Raw genomic sequence first — 20,229 nt, forward strand, 5'->3', positions numbered from 1 at the left:
GTGAAACGACGCAGAACGACCCTGCTCGCCGCCACGGCCCTCCTCGCGGCAGCCCTCACCGCCCTGCCGGCCGGCCCGGCCGGAGCCGACGAGATCGAACAGGTCAGGAACGGCACCTTCGACACCACCACCGCACCCTGGTGGACGACGAGCAACGTCACCGCGGGGCTCTCCGGCGGGCAGCTCTGCGCGGACGTCCCCGGCGGCACGACCAACCGCTGGGACGCCGCCGTCGGCCAGAACGACATCACGCTGGTCAAGGGCGAGTCGTACAAGTTCGCCTTCAGGGCCTCGGGTTCACCCGCGGGACACGTGGTGCGGGCCGTCGTCGGGCTGTCCGTGTCGCCGTACGACACCTACTACGAGATCAGCCCCGAGCTGAGCGCGTCGGGCAACTCACTTGCCTACACGTTCACTTCGCCCGTCGACACCACGCAGGGGCAGGTCGCCTTCCAGGTCGGCGGGAGTGCGGAGGGCTGGCACTTCTGCATGGACGACGTGTCCCTGCTGGGCGGGGTGCCGCCGGAGGTGTACGAGCCGGACACCGGACCCCGTGTGCGGGTCAACCAGGTCGCGTATCTGCCGGGCGGGCCGAAGAACGCGACGCTGGTGACCGCGTCGACGGCCGTGCTGCCCTGGGAGTTGAGGAACGCGGCCGGTGCGGTGGTCGCGCACGGGCGGACCGTGCCGCGCGGCACCGACGTGGCGTCCGGACAGAACGTGCAGTCCATCGACTTCGGTGCGTACCGGGGGCGCGGCGAGGGCTTCACGCTGGTGGCGGACGGCGAGACGAGCCGGCCCTTCGACATCGGGACCGCCGCCTACGAGCGGCTGCGGCTCGACTCGCTGAAGTACTACTACACGCAGCGCAGCGGTATCGCGATCCGCGACGACCTGCGCCCCGGGTACGCCCGCCCGGCCGGTCACCTGAACGTCGCCCCCAACCAGGGCGACGCGAACGTGCCCTGCCAACCCGGCCTGTGCGACTACACACTTGACGTCACCGGCGGCTGGTACGACGCGGGGGACCACGGCAAGTACGTCGTCAACGGCGGTATCTCCACCTGGGAGTTGCTCAGCACCTACGAACGCTCGCGGCTGGCCCGCACCGGACAGCCCGCGAAGCTGCGCGACGGAACGCTCGCCATCCCGGAGAGCGGCAACAAGGTGCCGGACGTCCTCGACGAGGCGCGCTGGGAGCTGGAGTTCCTGCTGAAGATGCAGGTGCCCGACGGACAGCCGCTGGCCGGCATGGCCCACGACAAGGTCCACGACGAGCAGTGGACCGGGCTGCCGCTGCTGCCGAGCCAGGACCCGCAGAAGCGCGAACTGCACCCGCCGACCACGCAGGCCACGCTCAACCTGGCGGCCACGGCGGCGCAGGCGGCCCGCCTGTACCGGCCCTACGACAGGGAGTTCGCGGCGAAGGCACTCAAGGCGGCGCGCAAGGCCTGGGCGGCGGCGCTCGCCCACCCCACGGTCTACCCGGACCCGAACGACGGCACGGGTGGCGGCGCCTACCCCGACGACAACGCCACCGACGAGTTCTACTGGGCGGCGGCCGAGTTGTATCTCACCACTGGGGAACGGCAGTTCGCCGACCAGGTCACCAACTCGCCGCTCAACACCGCCGACATCTTCGGCAGCCTCGGCTTCGACTGGGCACGGACGGCCGCCCTCGGCCGACTCGACCTCGCCACCGTCCCCAGCCGCCTGCCCGGCCGAGACAAGCTCCGCCGCTCGGTGATCGAGGGCGCGGACGCCTACCTGGCCACACTGCGGAGCCAGCCCTACGGCATGCCGTACGCACCGCCCGGCAACCTCTACGACTGGGGCTCCAACAGCCAGATCCTCAACAACGCGCACGTCGTCGCCACCGCGTACGACCTCACCGGCGCCGCGAAGTACCGCGACGGCGCGCTCCAGAGCATGGACTACATCCTCGGCCGCAACGCCCTCAACATGTCGTACGTCACCGGCTACGGCGAGGCCAACTCCCACAACGAGCACAGCCGTTGGTACGCCCACGAACTCGACCCGAGCCTCCCGAACCCACCCGACGGAACCCTGGCGGGCGGCCCCAACTCGTCCATCCAGGACCCCTACGCACAGAGCAAACTCAACGGCTGTGTCGGCCAGTTCTGCTACATCGACGACATCCAGTCCTGGTCGACGAACGAGACGGCGGTGAACTGGAACGCGGCACTGGCCTGGATGGCCTCGTTCGCGGCGGATCAGGGATGATCTCCGGATGAGCAGATTCGCCGAGGTCGTCGTGCTGGCCCTGCACGCGCACGAAGTGATGGAACCGCTGACCCGGGACGATCCGGAGCGCAGCTGGCGTGGCCGGTTCGTTCCGATCGAGAGCCAGTGGGGGACGTCGTTCGGCGCGGGATGGGCCACCGAGTTCGAGCGCATGCGCCCACGGGAGGGGCTCCTGAGGCACCTGGAGTCGCTCCCGTGGCCCTGGCCGGGGAGCGTCCAGGTGCTGATCCACGACGAGGACGACGAGTGCTTCGGACTGTGGATGCTCCATGACGGAAAGCTCGTGGAGGTAACCCTCCCGCGCACCCGCCGGTTCCACCAACCGGCCCCGCCCACCGAGGAGTTCCCGCCCGATCCGGGCTACCTGCTGCGGACGGACCAGGACCGCGAGCTGCCCGAGCAGACCCCGGAGCACCTCCGGGATCCGCGGCCGGCCTGGTAGGGAGAAGGGTCAGGGCTCGCGTTCCACCAGTTCCCTCGGGCGTTTGTGCGCGGTGAGTGTGTGGAGTTCCGCCGGGTCCAGTGGCCGGTGGACCTCCACGTACTCGCCGTGCGGCAGCCGCTTGATCACGCCCGTCTCGCGGCCGTGCAACACCAGTTCCTCGTCCCGGAGTTGGAGGCCAAGGCAGATGCGGCGGGTGACGACGAACGCGAGGACAGGGACGGCGAACACCGCGACCCGCACCATCCATGTGACGGTGTTGATCGACAGATGGAGGCGGGTCGCCACGATGTCGTTGCCGCCGCCCGCCAGGAGGATCAGGTAGAGGCTGATCCAGGCGACGCCGAGGCCCGTGCGGGTGGGGCGGTTGCGGGGGCGGTCCAGGAGATGGTGTTCGTGCCTGTCGCCCGTCCGCCAGGGCTCCAGGAACGGGTACGCGCCGATGAGGACGAGGAGGAGCGGGAAGACCACGATGGGTATCAGTACGCCGAGCACCAACGTGTGGCCCCACAAGGTGACCTCCCAGCCCGGCATCACCCGGACCAGACCCTCCGCGAAGCCCAGGTACCAGTCGGGCTGGGCACCCGTGGAGACCTGGTCGGCGCGGTAGGGGCCGTAGGACCAGACGGGGTTGATGGACGCCACCGCGGCGAGGAGGGTGAGCGCGCCGAAGACCAGGAAGAAGAAGCCGCCCGCCTTCGCCAGGTACACCGGCATGAACGGGGAGCCCACCACGTTGCGTTCGGTGCGGCCGGGGCCCGCGAACTGGGTGTGCTTGTGGTACACGACCAGGATGAGGTGGACGACCACGAGGGCCGCCATGACGCCGGGGATCAGCAGCACGTGCAGTGAGTAGAAGCGGGACACGATGTCGTGGCCGGGGTACTCGCCGCCGAACAGGAACATCGACAGGTACGTCCCGACGACCGGGACCGACAGCAGCGCGCCGTCCACGAACCGCATGCCCGTGCCCGACAGCAGGTCGTCCGGGAGCGAGTAGCCGAAGAGGCCCTCGAACAGGCCGAGGAACAACAGGGTCCAGCCGAAGAGCCAGTTGAGCTCGCGCGGCTTGCGGAACGAGCCCGTGAAGAAGTGCCGCATCATGTGCGTCAGCATCGCGGCGATGAACACCAGCGCAGCCCAGTGGTGCAACTGCCGTACCAGCAGCCCGCCGCGCACGTCGAAGCTGAGGTGCAGCGTCGAGGCGTAGGCGTCGGACATCCGGATGCCGTTCAGGGGGACGTAACTCCCGTGGTACGTCACCTCGTTCATGGAGGGGTGGAAGAACAGGGTCAGATACACGCCGGTGAGGATCAGCACCACGAAGCTGTAGAGGCAGATCTCGCCGAGCAGGAACGACCAGTGGTCCGGGAACACCTTGCGCAGATACCGCTTGGCGAGCGAGTGGATGCCGAGGCGGCCGTCGAACCAGTCGGCTACGCGCTCGCCCCGTGAGGAGTCGGAAGGGGCGGTCACTGGTCCTCCTCCTCGTCCTTGCGCACATGCGTGAGCTTCTCGGGGTTGGTCACGATGTAGACCCCGGACACCTGGTCGCCCTCGGGCGTGAGGTCCATGACCATCACCGCGTACGGCTCGTCGCCCTCGAACAGCACGGCCGCGTCGTCGCCGTTGACGCGCCGGTAGGTCAGCTCCAGGTCCAGCGGACGGCGCCTGCCCGCGAAGGAGTTGATGAGGCGGACCGCCTTGTCCCGGCCGTGCACCGGGCGCAGGCCCGCCGGTTTCCGGTTGCCGCCGCTGTCCGTCCAGACCGTGACGTCCGGCGCGAGGATCTCCATCAGCGAGGCGATGTCCCCGCCGACCGCGGCCCGTACGAAGCGTTCCGTCGCCTCCCGGCGCACCCGGGGATGCGCCTCGTACAGCGGCCGTCGCGCGTGCACATGGGCCCGCGCCCGGTGCGCCAGCTGGCGCACGGCGGCGGGGGAGCGCTCGATGATGTCCGCGATCTCGGTGTGGGCGTACCCGAACACCTCGTTGAGGACGAACACGGCCCGCTCCAGGGGGCTCAGTGACTCCAGCACCACCAGCATGGCCAGCGAGACGGACTCGGCGCGCAGGGCCGGGTCGACGGGGTCGTCGGCCGGGCCGAGCAGGGGTTCCGGCAGCCACGGGCCGACGTACGTCTCGCGGCGGCGGCTGATGGTGGCGCGGCGCTGCAGCGCGTGGTTGACGGCGATCCGGACGAGATAGGCGCGCCGGTTGGTGATGGTGTCGAGCGGGGAACGGCGGGCGCGCGCCGTCCAGGACAGCCAGGTCTCCTGCAGGACGTCGTCGGTGTCGGCGACGCTGCCCAGCATGTTGTAGACGAGGCTGAACAACAGCTCCCGATGGTCCATGAAGTCATCGGTCGCCTCTTCGGTGACAGCGATCTCGGACATACCCGCGCCTCCCCAGTGCGTGCTCACTACTGCGAGGGGTGCCGAGAGCCGGAATGTGACAGCCGAGGAGCCGAATGTGACGTACGTCTCTGTGCACCGGCGCCGTGTCACATCCGCCGGCCGCCCCGGCCTCTTGACCGCGAGTCCTACGCAAGGAGACCGACATCGTGTTCAAGAAGTGGCACGGCAATCCCTGGGCGATCCTGATCACGCTCTCGCTCGGGTTCTTCATGACCCTCCTCGACCTGACGATCGTGAACATCGCGATCCCCCAACTCGGCCAGGACCTTGGGGCGTCACTGGACGAGATCCTCTGGGTCGTCAACGCCTACACCCTGGCGCTGGCCGTCCTGCTGATCACCGGTGGGCGCCTCGGCGACCTGCGCGGCAAACGCAATCTGTTCGCCGCCGGAGTCGCCCTGTTCACCCTGGCCAGCCTCGCCTGCGGGCTCGCGCGGGACCCGGCGCAGCTCATCGGGTTCCGCGCGGTGCAGGGTCTGGGCGCGGCGCTGCTCATGCCGCAGACCCTGTCGATCATCACCGAGGTGTTCCCGGCCGACCGGCGCGGAGTCGCGATGGGCATCTGGGGTGCCGTCGCGGGCGTGTCCGGTGCGCTCGGCCCGATTCTCGGCGGGGTGCTGATCACCCGTCTGTCCTGGCGGTGGATCTTCTTCGTCAACCTGCCGATCGGCGCGCTGGTGCTCGTGCTGACCATGGCGGTCATCCCGGGAGCCCAGCGCACGGTACGGCGCCGCTTCGACACCCTCGGTGTCACCCTCGCCTCAACTGCCCTGTTCTGCCTGGCGTTTGGCCTGACCGAGGGGCAGCGCTACGACTGGAACGCCTGGATCTGGGGCCTGTTCGGCGCGGCGGCCGTCCTCTTCGCGGCCTTCCTGTTCCACGAGCGCGGACAGCAGAACGGCGAACCCCTGGTCCCCTTCTCGCTGTTCAGGGACCGGAACTTCACGTTCATCAACTTCGTGGGCGTCACCGTGTCGTTCGGCGTGGTCGGCATGTTCCTGCCCCTGACGATCTATCTGCAGTCCGTGCTCGGCTTCAGCGCCCAGAAGGCGGGACTGGTCCTGCTGCCCGTCGCCCTCGGCTCGTTCGTCATGGCGGGTCCCGCCGGAGCCCTCGCGGACAAGCTCGGCGGCAAGTTCATCCTGATGGGCGGGCTGCTCGCCTGGGCGGGCGGACTGATCTGGATCGTCGGCGTCGCGGACGTGGACACAGGCTGGCTCACCATCGCCTTCCCGCTCTTCCTCACCGGCCTCGGCGTCGGCTGCACCTTCGCGCCCATGGCCACCGAGGTCATGCGAGGCGTTCCGCCGCGGCTCGCCGGAGCCGCCTCCGGTGTCACCAACGCGCTGCGCCAGGTCGGCTCGGTGCTCGCGGGCGCCGTGATCGGCGCGGTGCTGCAGGCCCAGCTCGCCTCCTCGCTCACCGAACAGGCCCGGGCCCGCGCCGGTCAACTCCCCACCGCCTACCGGGAGTCCTTCGTCGCCGCGTTCTCCAGGCCCGAGTCCGACATCGGTGCCGGGCGGCAGGGCGGCGCCCCGTCCGGCGTCCCGCACGGCATCGCCGAGCGGATGCGCGCCCTCGGCGGTCACGTCTTCGACGACGGCTTCGTCAACGCCATGGGACCCGCCGTATACGTCGCCGTCGCCGTCCTGCTGACCGGCGCGCTCGCCTGTCTCGCCGTACGACGGCACCAGGGGCCGTCCGCCAACCCGCACGCCCTGCCCGTGTCCGGGTCCGAACTGGAGGAAGCCGCACGATGACCATCGACTTCACGCCCATGTACGCCTCCCACGACGCCTTCCGGCGCGACCTGGAGCGGCTGGCCGGGGCGGTCGCGGTCGGCCGGGCGCACACCGCCCCGGTCCTCGCCGGCTGGGAGAACTTCAAGCACCAACTCCACGTCCACCACACCGCCGAGGACAGCGACCTGTGGCCGCGCGTCCGGACGCGGGTCGGAGGGCGTACGCGGGATCTGGGGATGCTGGAGGAGATGGAGGCCGAACACGCCCGTATCGACCCGCTGTTGGCCGCCGTGGACACCGCACTGGCCGACCGGGCCTTCGAACTCCCCGATCTGGTACGGGCGTTGCGGGCCACCCTCGACGATCACCTCAAGCACGAGGAGGACGGCGTGCTGCCGCTGATGGGGGAGGTGCTGACCGACGCGGACTGGGCCGCCTTCACCGGGCGGCTGCGGGAGACACAGGGGCTGCGCGGGGCCGCGGTGTTCGTGCCCTGGCTCGTCGACGGGGCGTCGGCGGTGGACCGGGCACGGTTCCTGGGGGCGTTCCCGCCGCCGGTGCGGGTGCTGAACCGGGTCTTCTGGGAGGGGAGTTATCGGCGCAGGGGACTGTGGTCCACGCGCTAGGACCTGGCCGCCCGGTACCGTCGGGTGTACCTCCTGACCTGGCAGTATTTACGGTTAAGTACCCGAGCGGTACCGTGAGGGCATGCCAGCTCTCAACGTGGAGTTCAGCGATCGCGAACTAGAGGACCTGCGGCAGATCGCCAAGGAGCGCGGTACGTCGATGAAGGCCCTCGTCCGGGAGGCCGCCGCCGCCGACATCGCCCGGCACCGGGCGCTGCAGGAGGGGGCCGAGGCCTTCCGCCGTTTCTTCGCGACGCACGCCGACGAGTTCGCCGCGGCCTTCCCGGAGGACGAACCGGCGGCCAAGGGCGAGGGGCGGGTCGCCTGAGGGATGTCCGTCATCCATATCGACGTGCCGTGGCTCCTCCAGCGCCATGAGGAAGTGCTCCCGGACCAGCCCACCATCAACGACTTCTCGGCGTTGGTGGCGGCCGTCGCCCGGCACCGCGTCGACCCGCCCCGCCTCGGTGTCGACTCCGATCCCGCCTGGCGGGCCACCGCCCTGCTGCACACCCTCGCCCTGCTCAAGCCCCTGCCGTCCGCCAACGCCCGCTTCGCCTGCGCCACGGCGGTCGCCTACATGTTCGTCAGCGGCGGCGGCATCGATCCGCCGTACGGCGCCCTCGTCGACCTGACCCGCGACCTGATCTCCGGGAAGACGGACGCGTACGGCGCGGCGGAACGGCTTCGTTCCTGGCAGATCTGAGCGGCGTCACCGGTCCTCGTGCGCCGGTGACGTCTCCTCGGGTACGCCGTCTTCGGACGCGGCGAGGCTGCCCAGCAGGGCCAGCAGTTCCGCGCTGCGGCTGCCCGGCTCGGCGTGGAAGACGACGATGCTCAGGGCGTCCGTGCCCGGGATCTCGAACTTGTTCGACCGCAGCTCGAAGTCACCGACCAGCGGATGGCTGAGGAGGCTGATCCGGCCGACCATCGGCCGTACCTCGTGCCGGCTCCACAGCAGCCGGAACCGCTCGCTGCGCACGGACAGCTCGCCCACCAGCTCCACCAGCCGCAGATCGTCGACATCGGGGCCGATGTGGCCGCGCAGTGTCGCCACGCCTTCGGCGGTCAACTCCTCCCAGTCGCGCCGGAGTTCGCGTTCGGCGGGGTCGAGGAACACCGACCGCAGCAGGTTCGCACCCGGCACATAGTTCGGGGACAGCGCCCGGCACAGCGCGTTGGCCGCGAGGCAGTCCGTGAACCGGTTCTGCACATACGCCGGATGCCCCGACCAGGTGTCCAGCAGTTCCCGCACGCTCGCCGGCACCGCCTCGGGCCTCCTGGCCCGTCTGCGCGACGCGGCTGGCCGCTCCGGCTGCGCCAGGCTCAGCAGATGAGCGCTCGCGGTGGCGTCGAGGCGCAGCACCCGGGCCAGCGCCTCCAGCACCTGCGCCGACGGGTTGCGGTCCCGGCCCTGCTCAAGGCGCAGGTAGTAGTCGGAGCTGATACCGGCCAGCAGGGCGACCTCCTCCCGGCGCAGCCCCGGCACCCGGCGCAGCCCGCCGCCGCTCAGGCCCACGTCCTCGGGCCGGACCCGCTCCCGGCGGGCCCGCAGAAACTCACCGAGCGCGTTCTTGCCGTCCACCCCACCACCGTAGATCCGAATCCGCGCAGGTGGGTGTCCCCGTCACTACCAGGAACAGCCGGGTACTGCCTGCCCGGCCGCGACGGACGCAGAGTCGGTCGCACGACGTCCCACCTATCGAGAGGCGCGCCATCATGGCCGACACCGTCTCCGGCGGCACCCTCACTCCCGCAGAGGGCCTGACCCTCACCCGTATGGGATACGGCGCCATGCAGCTGGCCGGCCCCCACGTCTTCGGCCCGCCGAAGGACCGCACCGAAGCGGTGGCCGTCCTCCGCGAGGCCGTCGAGCGGGGGATCACCCACATCGACACCAGTGACTTCTACGGCCCGGTCGTGGTCAACGAGATCATCAGGGAGGCCCTCCACCCCTACCCCGACGACCTGCACATCGTGACCAAGGTCGGCGCCCGGCGCGGCCCCGACGGCAGCTGGATCATGTCCCGCCACCCCGAGGACCTCAAGGCGCAGGTCTACGACAACCTCCGCAACCTCGGGCTCGACGCGCTGGACGTGGTCAACCTCCGGGTCGGAGCCCAGGACACCGCCGACGAGGAGTCGATCGGCGAGAAGTTCGGCGCCCTGGCCGAGCTGCGGAAGACGGGGCTGATCCGGCACCTCGGGCTGAGCACGGTCTCCGCCGCGCAGCTGGCCGAGGCCCAGGCCATCGCCCCGGTCGTCACCGTGCAGAACCTGTACAACCTGGCCAACCGGCAGGACGACGCGCTCGTCGAGCGGTGTGCCGCGGAGAACATCGCGTTCGCCGCGTACTTCCCGCTCGGCGGGTTCACCCCGCTGCAGTCCAAGACCCTCGCCGAGGTCGCCGCCCGGCTGGACGCCTCGCCCCAACAGGTCGCCCTGGCCTGGCTGTTGCAGCGCTCGGCCACCACCGTCCTGATCCCGGGGACCTCGTCCCGCGCCCATCTGCGCGAGAACATCGCCGCCGCGGACCTGGTGCTGCCCGCCGACGCGATCGCCGAACTCGACACCATCAGCGGTGAGGCCCAGGCCCGGTGAAGGGAGGGCGGGGGTGGGCCGCCCCCGCCCTCGGGGCCGCCGACCGAGGGCGGGAGGAGCAGGGTCGGCGGCCGTTTGGCGCGGGAGAGCCGCCGTCCAGCGCGTGGCCTCCGAGAAGGGCCGAATCCAGTGGACCGCGCGGTGCCGTGCGCCGGGAGCGTGCGCGACGCACCGGAGTGTGCGCATGGTTCACACGGGGCGCATGGAAAGTCGAAAGCCGGTGCCGGTGAACCTCGTTGCCGGCGCATCTGACTTTCTTTCAAAGGTATGGATGTTGCCCAAGTGCCTTGTTGGGTTCAGTGGGTTGTGCAAGGGTGAAACGCCCGCGCGAGGGTAATGCCCGGGGCTCATTCACCTGTTGATGAACCGAATCCGAGGAATCCACTCCGTGTCCATCCCTCCTCGTCCTCCTTACCCTCCGCCGGACGGCGGGGCTCCCGAGGAATCCGACGAGACCCTGGCCGCCAGGCTGCGGGGCCGCCCGGAGGGGGAGGCCGCGCATTCCGTCGCGCTTCTCATGGCGCGGCACTGGCAGCCGGTCCAGGATTACGCGGGAGTCTGCCTCGCCGCCACGGGCAGCGTCCCCGCGATGGCCACCGCGGCCGCCTTCCACCAGGTGTTCGACCGGCTGACCTACGGCGAACACGGCGTGGCCCTGCGGCCCCGGCTGCTGCTGACCGTGCGCGACACGATCCGGGAGTGGTCGGCGGAGGAGCGAATATCCGGTGTTCTGCCGGACCTGGAGAAACCCTCCGGGGGCCGCGCGATGCGTTCTGCCAAGTCCATGACATCAGAAAATCGCAAGCTGGCCGAGCGGTCTTTCCAGACCCTTCAGCCGTTCGCCCAGTGCCTGCTGTGGCACACCGAGGTCGAGGCCGAGACGATATCCGTGCCTGCGGCACTGCTCGGCATGGATACCGACACCGCGTCGGCCGCTCTCCAGGAGGCGCGCGAAAAATTCCGCGAAGGCTGTGTACGCGCCCACCGGGAACTCGCGCCGACCAAGGATTGCAGCTTCTACAACCGTCTCCTAGACGTCCCGATTCGACGCGGCGGCACCCTGCTGCCCGATGTCCAGCAGCATCTCGCCCAGTGCCGCTACTGCCGATTCGCAGCCGAACAACTGAGTTATTTCGAAGGCGGGCTGGGAGTCCTGCTCGCGGAGGCGGTGCTCGGCTGGGCAGCCCGCCCCTACCTCGACTCACGCCCCGGCCGAGCCCGGCCCGACACCCGGACACGGACCGCGGCCCGGCACGGCGGGCACAGCGGCGGCGGCACGGGACGGCACCGTCTGCTCTCCCGGCTCCCGGCACCCGGCCGCCGCATCGTGGACGCGGCCAGGTCGGCCGGGTCCGGTCGATCGCCCCGCTCGTTCTTCGTCGGTGCCGGACTGATCGGCGCCGGAGTCGTCGCGAGTGTCGTCGCCGTCAGCCTGTGGCCGGACAACGGCGGCACCGCCGACCCGGTCGCCTCCACCAGCGGGAACGGACACGTGTCAGCGTCGGCGCCCGGTACGGCCGGGCTCCCCGCCGTACCCGGGCAGACGAGGCTGCGCAACGCCGCCGCCGACCTGTGCCTGGACATCCGGGGCACCGTGAAGGCCGGCGCCGACACCGTTCTCGCGACATGCTCCTCGGCCGAGACCCAGGAGTGGTCGTACGGCACCGACGGGCTGTTGCGCAGCGCGGCGGACTCCGGGCTGTGCCTGGACTCGCACGCGGACGCCGGTGTCGTCGTCCTCGGCACCTGCGCGGACGCGAAGGCCAGGCGCGGCAACGACGTCCGCTACGACCTCACCGTGCGGGGCGAGTTGCTGCCCCGCTGGGACTCCGGGCTCGCGCTCACCTCGACCACCGAGAGCCCGGGCGCCGACATCGTCCTCAAGGTCCGCGACGGCTCCGCCTCGCAGCGCTGGCTGACCAACTCGGTTTCGGCCAGCCCCGGTTCGCTGTCCATCGCCGGTACGGGAGCCCCGTCCGCGCGCCCCGCGCACAAGGCGGACCGGCTCAGCTGACGACGTGACCCGGCAGCCCGCCCGTGAGGAAGCCGGCCGCGTTCCGCACGGCGGCCGGGTCACCGGGATACCCGGGCATCCCGGTGACGACGGGTACCGACGAACCGGGGCTGCATCCGCGACAGATCCTCCAGCTGCTGGACAGGTCGATCCAGGCCGGCATCAGCTGCCCGCGGTGGCCGGTGCGGGTGTCACGGCCGGCGCTCCAGGGCCGGTGATCGGCGGTACCGGCACCTCGACGGTACGGGCCAGCCGCGCGCCCTCCGGCCCGTACACCGCGCGGGGTTCGGGGAACAGCCGGAGCAGGGAGAGGAACAGCACGGCGGCCACCGCGAGGGACAGCGGCAGGCTGATGTCGACTCCGTTGGCCAGGTCGCCGAGCGGGCCGACGAACTGCCCCGGGATGTTGGTGAACAGCACGCCCACCACGGCGGCCACCCACCAGGCGGTCATACCGCGCCAGTTCCAGCCGTGCGCGAACCAGTAACGCCCGCCGCGCTGACGGCGGTTGAAGACCTGGAGGGCGTCCGGGTCGTACCAGCCGCGCCGGGTGTAGAAGCCCAGCATCATCACGACCATCCACGGTGTCGTGCAGGTGATGATCATCGTGGCGAAGGTGGAGATCGACTGGACGAGGTCGAGGCCGAAGCGGCCGATGAAGATGAACGCGATGGACAGCACACCGACCAGCAGCGTCGCCTGCACCCGGGAGAGGCGGGGGAACACCGACGAGAAGTCGAGCCCGGTGCCGTAGAGCGAGGTCGTGCCCGTCGACATGCCGCCGATCAGGGCCAGCAGACAGACCGGGAGGAAGAACCAGCTCGGTGAGATGGCGAGGAGGCCGCCCACGAAGTCGGGGGCGGCCGGGTCGACGTACTTGGGGGCCTTCGTGGCGATGATGCTCGCGGTCGCCAGGCCGAAGACGAACGGCAGGAGTGTCGCGATCTGGGACAGGAACGCGGCCCCGACCACCTTGCGGCGCGGGGTGTTCGCCGGGATGTAGCGCGACCAGTCGCCGAGGAACGCGCCGAAGGACACCGGGTTGGAGAGCACGATCAGCGCCGCGCCGATGAACGACGGCCAGAACAGCGACTGGGTCGCCGCGTCCGCCGAGGAGGTGAAGACTCCGGCGTACGACGGGTCGAAGTCACCGGCGAAGGCGATCGCGCCGAGCAGGAACAGGACCGTCGCCGAGGTCACGGCGATCTTGTTGACGAACAGCATGAACCGGAAGCCGTAGACGCAGACCGCGAGGACCAGTCCGGCGAACAGCGCGTACGCGACGACGTACGACAGCGTGCTCTGCTCCAGTCCGAACAGCCGGTGCGCGCCGCCGACCAGGGCGTCGCCGGAGCTCCACACGGAGATGGAGAAGAAGGCGACAGCGGTGAGGAGGGACAGGAACGAGCCGACGACCCGGCCGTGCACGCCCAGGTGCGCGGAGGAGGCGACCGCGTTGTTCGTGCCGTTGACCGGGCCGAACACCGCCATCGGGCACAGGATCAGGGCACCCACGACGACTCCGAGGAGCGTGGCCGCGAGGCCCTGCCAGAAGGAGAGACCGAACAGGACGGGGAAGGCGCCGAGGACGCAGGTGGAGAAGGTGTTGGCGCCGCCGAACGCGACCCGGAACAGGTCGAGCGGGGTGGCGGTGCGGTCCGCGTCGGGGATGCGCTCGACGCCGTAGGTCTCGACCTCGGTCAGGGACTGGCTCGGCGCGGCGGGGGAGGGGGCGGGCTGCGAGGACAAGGGGGCTCCAGCGGGGGACGGCGGTGGAGCGCGGGGTGGCGCGGTGGCGGTGCGGACGGCCGTTCACGCGCGCGGGGTGGGCGGGGTGAACGGATGCCGTCCTCGGGGTGTCCGCCGACGCTACGGTCGGCCGCAATACCCGCGCCAGAGGACGGTTCATCCATCTTTCGTGCCGTGGGTGGAGGAATCGTCCACCCTGAGGCCCTGTTGTCACTCGCTGTCGGTCGGGGTGTCCTCCGGTTCGGTGTCGGGGCCCTGGGCGCGGACCCGCTGGACGTGTTCGAGGGAGTCGCGCAGTTCGGTGAGCCAGTCGTCGGTGTGGCGCTGGACGAGGCGCACGCACCAGGCGAGGGCGTCGCTGCGGCTGCGGGCCACACCGGCCGCGATGAGGGTGTCGAGGACCTGGCGCTCGGGCTGGCGCAGCCGGGTCATCACGGGTGCGGAGATGTGCGTGAACAGGGAGCGTTCCCCGGCGCACTCCACGCCCCACGAGACCTTCCTGCGGAACCGGTGTTCGGCCTCGCGGGCGACCGCGATCCGGGTTTCCCGGGTGCGCTCGCGGAACTCCTGGACGCGGCCCTGGATCGCCGCCTCCTTCTCGGCGTCCGAGACGTCCTCGGCGAGCCGGGGCGCGGGGATGCGGCCGATGACGGTGACCTCCTCGCGGTCGACCGTGACCTCGACCAGCTCCTCGAAGAGGTCGTCGGGCAGACGGCCGGTGAACCAGCCGCGAAGCTTCTCCTGCTGCTCTGTCGTAATCATGTAATGACGATTACTCGCGAGCGGTCCGGATGCAAGGGGCTGCGGCGGAGTGCGCCGAGAGCTGAAGCGGAATGTTTCGGGACTGTTTCAGGACGATTGGCGAGGGCGGGTAAACCGGCCAATCGGCCCGATTCGGTGGTCGCGAGGCCCATGGTTCCGGGGCCCACGCGTTCGAATTCTGTGACTTCGCGCCACTGATTCAACACGCAATGTTACTGAAACCTGTGGGTCGGATGTGTGTTCCAGCGACGGACTCGGCAGAGTGGCGCCCGCCGGTTCGGCACCGACCGAGCGGGACCGGCATCTCTTCGAACCGATCCGTTCGTGATCGGTTCGTATCGAGCGGAAGGATGCACACAATGCGGAACACCGCGCGCTGGGCAGCGACTCTGGGCCTGACGGCCACCGCCGTCTGCGGGCCCCTCACCGGGACCGCCCTCGCGGCCCACGGCACCGGCCCGTCCGCGCTCTACGCCCCGTCTGCCCTGGTGCTGACCGTGGGCCACGGGGACGACGCCGCCCTCGCGACACCGGAACGCGCAGTGACCCTCACCTGCGCGCCCACCTCCTCCGGCACCCACCCGTCGGCTGACCGGGCCTGCGCCGAACTGCGCGGAATCGGGGGCGACTTCGACGCCCTGGCGGCCCGGAGCGATGTGCTCTGCAACAAGCTCTACCGTCCCGTCGTCGTCACCGCCGAGGGTGTCTGGCAGGGCAAGCGCGTCTCCTACGAGCGCGTCTTCTCCAACGAGTGCGTGAAGGACTCCTACGGATACGGAGGTGTCTTCACGTTCTGAGAGACCGGGGTCGCACGGTCTCCGTGAGCATCAGGAAGGGTCCGTAGCTGGGGAGTGCGCACCCCTGTCGCGGAGTACCGCGATCCCGCACCAGGGGTCGGCCGGGCGGTGTGGGGTCGCCCGAGCCGGCCCCTGCTTCTATTGCGGCTTCTCCTCCTGGGAGGGCAGCGCGCGTAGCGGCGGAAAGCGGCGGAGCAGACCCGAGGCGCGCAGCAGCCGGTCGATGCGCGGCCCGTCGGAGACGATCCGCAGCCGCCCGCCGCGTTCCCTCGCCCGCCGCTCGCCCCGGCACAGAACGCGCAGCCCCGAACAGTCGAGGAACTCCACGGGCCGCAGATCCACCAGTACGTCGGGCTCCGCAACTGCCGTCGCGGCGTCCAGGTGCTCGACGACCAGGTCGGCGGTCGCCATGTCGATCTCGCCGGAGACCTCGACCACCGTGAAGGTGCCGTACGGCCGCGTCAGGGCGCAGGAGTTGGCCGCGGGACTGTCGCGTTCGTCCGCTTCCGCTGTCATGGCCGCTCCACCTCGGCACGGGGCGCATTCGGTCTCGGTAGTTACCCCGGAGAGGCCCTGAGCATCCATGACACGCCGCCCGCAAGATCTGGTTCACTCGACATGGTGAACTTCGGTCGAAAAGGTTGACTTTCTGTCAGTAGGCGGTCGAGTAGGGGTCCCAAGGCCGCGACCGCGGCCACCATTCAGGCACCGCCTCGCGCCAACGGTCGTAGTCTGCGCCGAATCTGCGCCCCTGGTCGGGCTCCTCGGACCAGCGCGCGAACGCCCACATCAGCCGAAGAGAAGAGGGGCCGCCGTCTCCCTGCGGACGGCGACCCCTCGGTCCGTGCGGCTCACCTCTCGGCGGAGCGGATCACATGTGGACGACCGGTGCGGCGTCCGCGTCCTGCTGCGGAGCCCCGCGGCGGTAGAGCGCGAGCGCGATCAGTGTGCCCGCGCCGAACAGGCCCGCCGACCACCAGAACGCGGTGGTGTAGCTCTCGATCGTCGCCTGCGCCTGGACCAGCTTGTTGGTCGCGTCCTTCCCGGCCAGGTAGTCCGTCGCGGCGCTCGCGGCCAGCGTGTTCAGCAGCGCCGTACCGATCGAACCGCCCACCTGCTGCATGGCGTTGACGGTCGCCGAGGCGACACCCGCGTCCTCGGCGGCCACGCCACCCGTGGCGAGCTGCATCGCTGGCGGCATCACCATGCCGAGGCCCGCGCCGATCACGATCAGCTGCGGCAGGACGTGGGTCGCGTAGGAGGAGTCGACCCCGATGCCGGTCAGCCAGGCCATGCCGACCATGGCGATGGCGAAGCCCAGCGGAATGACGACCTTCGGGCCGAGGCGCGGCACCAGGACCGTGGTGCCCACCTGTGCCATGACCATCAGGGCACCGATCATCGGCAGGAACGCGACACCGGTCTTGGTGGGGCTGAAGCCCAGGTTGAGCTGGAGGTAGTAGGTGAGGAAGAGGAAGACACCGAACATGCCCGCACCGGTGATCAGCACGGCGAGGAACGAGGCGCCCCGGTTGCGGTCGAGCAGGATGCGCAGCGGCAGCAGCGGGTGCTCGGCGCGGTTCTGCCACCAGACGAAGGCCGCCAGCAGGACGACACCCACGATCAGGAAGCCCCAGGTCTGCGGTGAACCCCAGTCGTGCGTCTCGGCGTTGGAGAAGCCGTAGACGAGGGAGAACAGTCCGCCGGCGACCAGTACCGTGCCCGGCACGTCCAGCTTGGAGCCCGCCGCGTCGCGGTGGTTGGAGAGCAGGACCCAGCCGCCGGCGAAGGCGACGAAGGCGATGGCGACGTTGACGTACAGCGTCCAGCGCCAGTCGAAGGCGTCGGTCAGCACACCGCCGAGCAGCAGGCCCACCGCACCGCCGGCGCCGGCGATGGCGCCGTACACGCTGAAGGCCCGGGCGCGCTCGCGGGCGTCCGTGAACGTCGTGTTGAGCAGGGAGAGCGCGGCCGGCGCGAGCAGCGCGCCCGCCACACCCTGGAGGGCGCGTGCGGTCACCAGCATGCCGAAGCTGTTGGCCGCACCGCCGAGGGCGGAGGCACCGGCGAATCCGACGACGCCGACGAGGAAGGCGGTCTTGCGGCCGAAGAGGTCGGCGATCCGGCCGCCGAGCAGCAAGAGGGAGGCGAACGCCAGGGCGTACGCGGTGACGATCCACTGCCGGTTGCCGTCGGAGAAGCCGAGGTCCTTCTGGGCCGACGGCAGGGCGATGTTCACGATGGTCGCGTCGAGGACGACCATCAGCTGAGCCACGGCGACGATCGCGAGGATCCACCACCGCTTCGAGGAGGACGCGGGCTGCGCCTCCGTGACACCCGGCTGGGTGCCTTCGGTCAGTGTCTTCTGGGACATCGGGAACTACTCCAGGGAAGTCGTTCGGGGTTTACCAAAACGTAAACGAAACGGTTTCGTACACATCGACACTAGAGCACTTTCAGCGAAACGGCAACGTTTCGCTGAGGGCGGGGACCCGGGCACGCGCAGTGGCGTGTTGGAGGCCGACGGGGCCGGGCTGCGCTACGAGGTGCGCGGCAGCGGCCCGGCGCTGTTGATGATCAGCGGGGCCGGCGGCGGTACGGGTGTTGGCGACCCAGTTGTACCGCCGGGACGGCGACGTCCCCGTGCTCTGGAAGGGGCGGCTCAGTGAGAGCCGAGCAGCTCCGCGACCAACACCCGTCGCAGCCACGCCCGGTAGGCCTCCCGCGTCCAACCCCGGTGCCTGCGCAGGAGTTGATGCATGTGCGGTGACGCGAGCGCGTAGAGCGTGTCGGCGGCCGTGCGCGCGTCGAGGCCCGGACGCAGGGCCCCGCGCTCCTCAAGTGCCGTGGCCAGCGTCAGATGTACGCCGTACGTCGCCTCGGCGCCGGCGTCCGCCGAGGCCCGCATGTCCGGGTCGGCGCCCGCCGCCTCGACGGTCACCATGATCAAGTCCCCGGCGCGCTCCAGCAGTTCGGTGATCTGGTCGACGCTGCGGCCGATCGCCCGCCCGGGGTCGGGGTCGTCCCGGATCTCCAGGGTCTCGGGACGGTCCGGGACGGCGACCGGCTGCTCGTCACCGGCGATCGCGACGCCCAGGGTGTGCCCGAACAGGGTGGCCTTGGTGGGGAACGCGTCGTACAGCGTGCGCTCGCCGACACCGGCCAGCGTTGCCACCTCCTTCATGCGCGTAGCCGTGAACCCCTTCTCCGTGAACAGCCGGGCGGCCGCCTCTCGGATACGGGCGCGGGTCGCCGCCGCTGTCTCGGCGCGGCGGGCCGAGCGGTAGGGCCGCTTCTGGCCGCTCTTCTGGTCGCGCTTCCGGTTGCTGTTCTGGTTGACGGGCTCGGGCACGGGGAGGAGTCTAGAAGGAAATCGTCGCAGTGGCACTGCGGTGAAATGAGGGCAATGAATTCATGAGGGCGATGAGGAGTGTGGGTGCCATGCCGGAGCTCGCCGGAATCCACCATGTGAAGCTGCCCGTCACCGATCTCGACCGCTCGCGCGACTGGTACGGCCGCGTCCTCGGCTTCAAGGTCACGCACGAGTTCCCGGACGCGGAGGACGGCGTCGTGCGCGGAGTGGCGGGGGAGGTGCCGGGACTTGGCGACTCGATGCTCTGTCTGCGGGTCAACTCCCGGGCGGCGCAGGGCTGTCAGGGCTTCGACCCGGTCAGCTTCGCGGTCCCGGATCGCGCCGGCATCGAGGCCTGGGCCGCCCACCTGGACGCCCTCGGCATCCCGCACTCGCCGGTGATCGAGGCCTCGATCGGCTGGCTGCTGGTCTTCAACGACCCGGACGGCCTCGACCTGCACCTGTACAGCTGGGCGGCGCACGGGGTGGACCACGAGGGCGTTCCCGGGTACGGCCGCCCGGCGTCCTGAGAGCCACCTAATATGCCTTGACCGGAATATAACCGCCGAGGCATATTTGATCCATGTCCGACGCCTCGCTCTGGACCGCCCTCGCCGATCCCCACCGGCGGGCCATCGTCGCCCTGCTCCTGGAGCGGCCCCGGCCCGTCGGCGAGATAGGGGAGGCCTGCGGTCTGAGCCAGCCCAGCACCTCGAAGCACCTGCGGGTGCTGCGGGACACGGGCCTGGTCCGGGTACGGCAGGACGCGCAGCGCCGCGTCTACGCCCTCGACCCCGCCCCGATCGCCGCACTCGACGCCTGGCTCGCGCCCTATCGCGAGCTGTGGAACCACAGCCTCGACAAGCTGGGCAGGCGCCTCGACGAGACATCGGACGACGATGCCCCGAAACCCGTCCCGAAGGACTGAACCACCATGTCCGTCGATCTCACCGGCACGTATCTCACGCTCGAAGACGGCCGCCCCGCCGTCCGTTTCAGCCGCGTCTACGACCAACCCCTGGACCGCGTCTGGCAGTTCGTCACCGACCCCGACGAACTCGCCCAGTGGTTCCCCTCGCGCGCCGAGTTCGAGCTGCGCCCCGGCGGCACGGTCGCCTTCAGCGGCGACCCGAACATGCCGGAGTCGACCGGCACGGTCATCGCCGTCGACCCGCCCCGGCACCTCTCCTTCGAATGGGGCGGCGACGAGCTGCGTTTCGACCTGGAGGAGGTCGAGGAGAAGCGCACCCGCTTCACCCTCACCAACGTTCTGAGTGCCGAGGACACCGCGTCCCGGAACGGGGCGGGGTGGGAGATGTGCCTCGGCGCCCTGGACGCGAAGGCCCGCGGCGAGCGCTCGGAGGGACCTCATGCCGGTGCCGGGGCGCCCTGGAAGGAGTTCTACGCCGGCTACCTGGCGGCCGGTGTCCCCTCCGGCGCGCCCGTGCCCGGCCTGGACTGA

The 20,229-nt window shown here is 70.3% G+C and carries 20 protein-coding genes; 12 read left to right on the plus strand and 8 right to left on the minus strand.

The annotated features are described in order from the left end of the window. Complete coding sequence (locus tag ACWDEW_RS26175) at window positions 1-2,244, plus strand: glycoside hydrolase family 9 protein (protein ID WP_450515499.1); 2,244 nt, start codon at window positions 1-3, stop codon at window positions 2,242-2,244. 7 nt (window positions 2,245-2,251) lie between these two features. Further along, window positions 2,252-2,707: a hypothetical protein gene (locus ACWDEW_RS26180; protein ID WP_450515501.1), complete on the plus strand. Its 456-nt coding sequence runs from the start codon at window positions 2,252-2,254 to the stop codon at window positions 2,705-2,707. Window positions 2,708-2,716: 9 nt separating this feature from the next. Here the strand turns inward: ACWDEW_RS26180 and qcrB are convergent, their stop codons facing one another. Next, window positions 2,717-4,183, minus strand: coding sequence for a cytochrome bc1 complex cytochrome b subunit (gene qcrB / locus ACWDEW_RS26185; protein ID WP_450515503.1), 1,467 nt, complete (start codon window positions 4,181-4,183; stop codon window positions 2,717-2,719). Next, window positions 4,180-5,103 (minus strand): RNA polymerase sigma factor SigJ, encoded by a 924-nt coding sequence (gene sigJ, locus ACWDEW_RS26190; RefSeq protein ID WP_450515504.1) that lies wholly within the window; start codon window positions 5,101-5,103, stop codon window positions 4,180-4,182. Before sigJ ends, qcrB begins: the two co-directional genes overlap by 4 nt. Window positions 5,104-5,270: 167 nt before the next feature. Here sigJ and ACWDEW_RS26195 point away from each other — a divergent pair, with 167 nt between their 5' ends. From ACWDEW_RS26195 to ACWDEW_RS26210, 4 genes are all read left to right on the plus strand, one after another. Then, the gene (locus ACWDEW_RS26195; RefSeq protein ID WP_450515506.1) at window positions 5,271-6,884 is read left to right on the plus strand and encodes a DHA2 family efflux MFS transporter permease subunit; all 1,614 of its coding nucleotides are present in this window, start codon (window positions 5,271-5,273) and stop codon (window positions 6,882-6,884) included. After that, a complete protein-coding gene (locus ACWDEW_RS26200; RefSeq protein WP_450515508.1) occupies window positions 6,881-7,492 on the plus strand; it encodes a hemerythrin domain-containing protein in 612 nt (203 codons plus the stop codon). Before ACWDEW_RS26195 ends, ACWDEW_RS26200 begins: the two co-directional genes overlap by 4 nt. Before the next feature lie 82 nt (window positions 7,493-7,574). Further along, on the plus strand, window positions 7,575-7,820 hold the full coding sequence (locus ACWDEW_RS26205) for a hypothetical protein (RefSeq protein ID WP_019068554.1): 246 nt from the start codon (window positions 7,575-7,577) through the stop codon (window positions 7,818-7,820). Between the two features lie 3 nt (window positions 7,821-7,823). After that, complete coding sequence (locus tag ACWDEW_RS26210; RefSeq protein WP_450515510.1) at window positions 7,824-8,198, plus strand: toxin Doc; 375 nt, start codon at window positions 7,824-7,826, stop codon at window positions 8,196-8,198. Between the two features lie 6 nt (window positions 8,199-8,204). Here ACWDEW_RS26210 and ACWDEW_RS26215 read toward each other — a convergent pair whose 3' ends face one another. After that, window positions 8,205-9,077 carry a helix-turn-helix transcriptional regulator gene (locus ACWDEW_RS26215; protein WP_450515512.1) on the minus strand — a complete coding sequence of 291 codons (873 nt, stop codon included), beginning with the start codon at window positions 9,075-9,077 and terminating at the stop codon, window positions 8,205-8,207. Window positions 9,078-9,211: 134 nt separating this feature from the next. Here ACWDEW_RS26215 and ACWDEW_RS26220 point away from each other — a divergent pair, with 134 nt between their 5' ends. Both ACWDEW_RS26220 and ACWDEW_RS26225 read left to right on the plus strand, forming a co-directional pair. Next, the gene (locus ACWDEW_RS26220) at window positions 9,212-10,093 is read left to right on the plus strand and encodes an oxidoreductase (protein ID WP_450515514.1); all 882 of its coding nucleotides are present in this window, start codon (window positions 9,212-9,214) and stop codon (window positions 10,091-10,093) included. A 517-nt stretch (window positions 10,094-10,610) separates the two neighbouring features. Continuing rightward, window positions 10,611-12,107 carry an RICIN domain-containing protein gene (locus tag ACWDEW_RS26225; protein WP_450515576.1) on the plus strand — a complete coding sequence of 499 codons (1,497 nt, stop codon included), beginning with the start codon at window positions 10,611-10,613 and terminating at the stop codon, window positions 12,105-12,107. Window positions 12,108-12,269: 162 nt separating this feature from the next. Here ACWDEW_RS26225 and ACWDEW_RS26230 read toward each other — a convergent pair whose 3' ends face one another. Both ACWDEW_RS26230 and ACWDEW_RS26235 read right to left on the minus strand, forming a co-directional pair. Next, on the minus strand, window positions 12,270-13,856 hold the full coding sequence (locus ACWDEW_RS26230; RefSeq protein WP_450515516.1) for a purine-cytosine permease family protein: 1,587 nt from the start codon (window positions 13,854-13,856) through the stop codon (window positions 12,270-12,272). Between the two features lie 210 nt (window positions 13,857-14,066). Then, complete coding sequence (locus tag ACWDEW_RS26235) at window positions 14,067-14,618, minus strand: hypothetical protein (protein ID WP_450515518.1); 552 nt, start codon at window positions 14,616-14,618, stop codon at window positions 14,067-14,069. Between the two features lie 359 nt (window positions 14,619-14,977). On the opposite strand from ACWDEW_RS26235, the gene ACWDEW_RS26240 reads away from it, so the two are divergent. Beyond that, a complete protein-coding gene (locus ACWDEW_RS26240; RefSeq protein ID WP_450515519.1) occupies window positions 14,978-15,415 on the plus strand; it encodes a protease inhibitor in 438 nt (145 codons plus the stop codon). Between the two features lie 138 nt (window positions 15,416-15,553). Here the strand turns inward: ACWDEW_RS26240 and ACWDEW_RS26245 are convergent, their stop codons facing one another. The 3 genes from ACWDEW_RS26245 to ACWDEW_RS26255 form a co-directional block, all read right to left on the minus strand. Then, entirely contained in the window at window positions 15,554-15,931 is a 378-nt protein-coding gene (locus ACWDEW_RS26245; protein WP_450515521.1) for an STAS domain-containing protein, read from the minus strand. Window positions 15,932-16,286: 355 nt separating this feature from the next. Next, window positions 16,287-17,789 (minus strand): MFS transporter, encoded by a 1,503-nt coding sequence (locus ACWDEW_RS26250; protein ID WP_450515523.1) that lies wholly within the window; start codon window positions 17,787-17,789, stop codon window positions 16,287-16,289. 288 nt (window positions 17,790-18,077) lie between these two features. Further along, a complete protein-coding gene (locus tag ACWDEW_RS26255; RefSeq protein ID WP_450515525.1) occupies window positions 18,078-18,767 on the minus strand; it encodes a TetR/AcrR family transcriptional regulator in 690 nt (229 codons plus the stop codon). 89 nt (window positions 18,768-18,856) lie between these two features. On the opposite strand from ACWDEW_RS26255, the gene ACWDEW_RS26260 reads away from it, so the two are divergent. The 3 genes from ACWDEW_RS26260 to ACWDEW_RS26270 are packed head-to-tail and all read left to right on the plus strand — an operon-like array spanning window position 18,857 to window position 20,229. Next, on the plus strand, window positions 18,857-19,297 hold the full coding sequence (locus ACWDEW_RS26260) for a VOC family protein (protein ID WP_450515527.1): 441 nt from the start codon (window positions 18,857-18,859) through the stop codon (window positions 19,295-19,297). 53 nt (window positions 19,298-19,350) lie between these two features. After that, on the plus strand, window positions 19,351-19,695 hold the full coding sequence (locus tag ACWDEW_RS26265; protein WP_450515529.1) for an ArsR/SmtB family transcription factor: 345 nt from the start codon (window positions 19,351-19,353) through the stop codon (window positions 19,693-19,695). A 6-nt stretch (window positions 19,696-19,701) separates the two neighbouring features. Then, window positions 19,702-20,229, plus strand: a complete 528-nt coding sequence (locus tag ACWDEW_RS26270; RefSeq protein ID WP_450515530.1) for an SRPBCC family protein — start codon at window positions 19,702-19,704, stop codon at window positions 20,227-20,229.

Source organism: Streptomyces sp. NPDC001100, from assembly GCF_053598575.1.

Bases quoted from the DNA above. Each gene is read 5' to 3' on its own strand.
- ACWDEW_RS26180 (WP_450515501.1), top strand. From the start codon at position 2,252: ATGAGCAGATTCGCCGAGGTCGTCGTGCTGGCCCTGCACGCGCACGAA.
- sigJ (WP_450515504.1), bottom strand. From the start codon at position 5,103: ATGTCCGAGATCGCTGTCACCGAAGAGGCGACCGATGACTTCATGGAC.
- ACWDEW_RS26200 (WP_450515508.1), top strand. From the start codon at position 6,881: ATGACCATCGACTTCACGCCCATGTACGCCTCCCACGACGCCTTCCGG.
- ACWDEW_RS26205 (WP_019068554.1), top strand. From the start codon at position 7,575: ATGCCAGCTCTCAACGTGGAGTTCAGCGATCGCGAACTAGAGGACCTG.
- ACWDEW_RS26210 (WP_450515510.1), top strand. From the start codon at position 7,824: ATGTCCGTCATCCATATCGACGTGCCGTGGCTCCTCCAGCGCCATGAG.
- ACWDEW_RS26220 (WP_450515514.1), top strand. From the start codon at position 9,212: ATGGCCGACACCGTCTCCGGCGGCACCCTCACTCCCGCAGAGGGCCTG.
- ACWDEW_RS26225 (WP_450515576.1), top strand. From the start codon at position 10,611: ATGGCGCGGCACTGGCAGCCGGTCCAGGATTACGCGGGAGTCTGCCTC.
- ACWDEW_RS26235 (WP_450515518.1), bottom strand. From the start codon at position 14,618: ATGATTACGACAGAGCAGCAGGAGAAGCTTCGCGGCTGGTTCACCGGC.
- ACWDEW_RS26240 (WP_450515519.1), top strand. From the start codon at position 14,978: ATGCGGAACACCGCGCGCTGGGCAGCGACTCTGGGCCTGACGGCCACC.
- ACWDEW_RS26245 (WP_450515521.1), bottom strand. From the start codon at position 15,931: ATGACAGCGGAAGCGGACGAACGCGACAGTCCCGCGGCCAACTCCTGC.
- ACWDEW_RS26250 (WP_450515523.1), bottom strand. From the start codon at position 17,789: ATGTCCCAGAAGACACTGACCGAAGGCACCCAGCCGGGTGTCACGGAG.
- ACWDEW_RS26260 (WP_450515527.1), top strand. From the start codon at position 18,857: ATGCCGGAGCTCGCCGGAATCCACCATGTGAAGCTGCCCGTCACCGAT.
- ACWDEW_RS26265 (WP_450515529.1), top strand. From the start codon at position 19,351: ATGTCCGACGCCTCGCTCTGGACCGCCCTCGCCGATCCCCACCGGCGG.
- ACWDEW_RS26270 (WP_450515530.1), top strand. From the start codon at position 19,702: ATGTCCGTCGATCTCACCGGCACGTATCTCACGCTCGAAGACGGCCGC.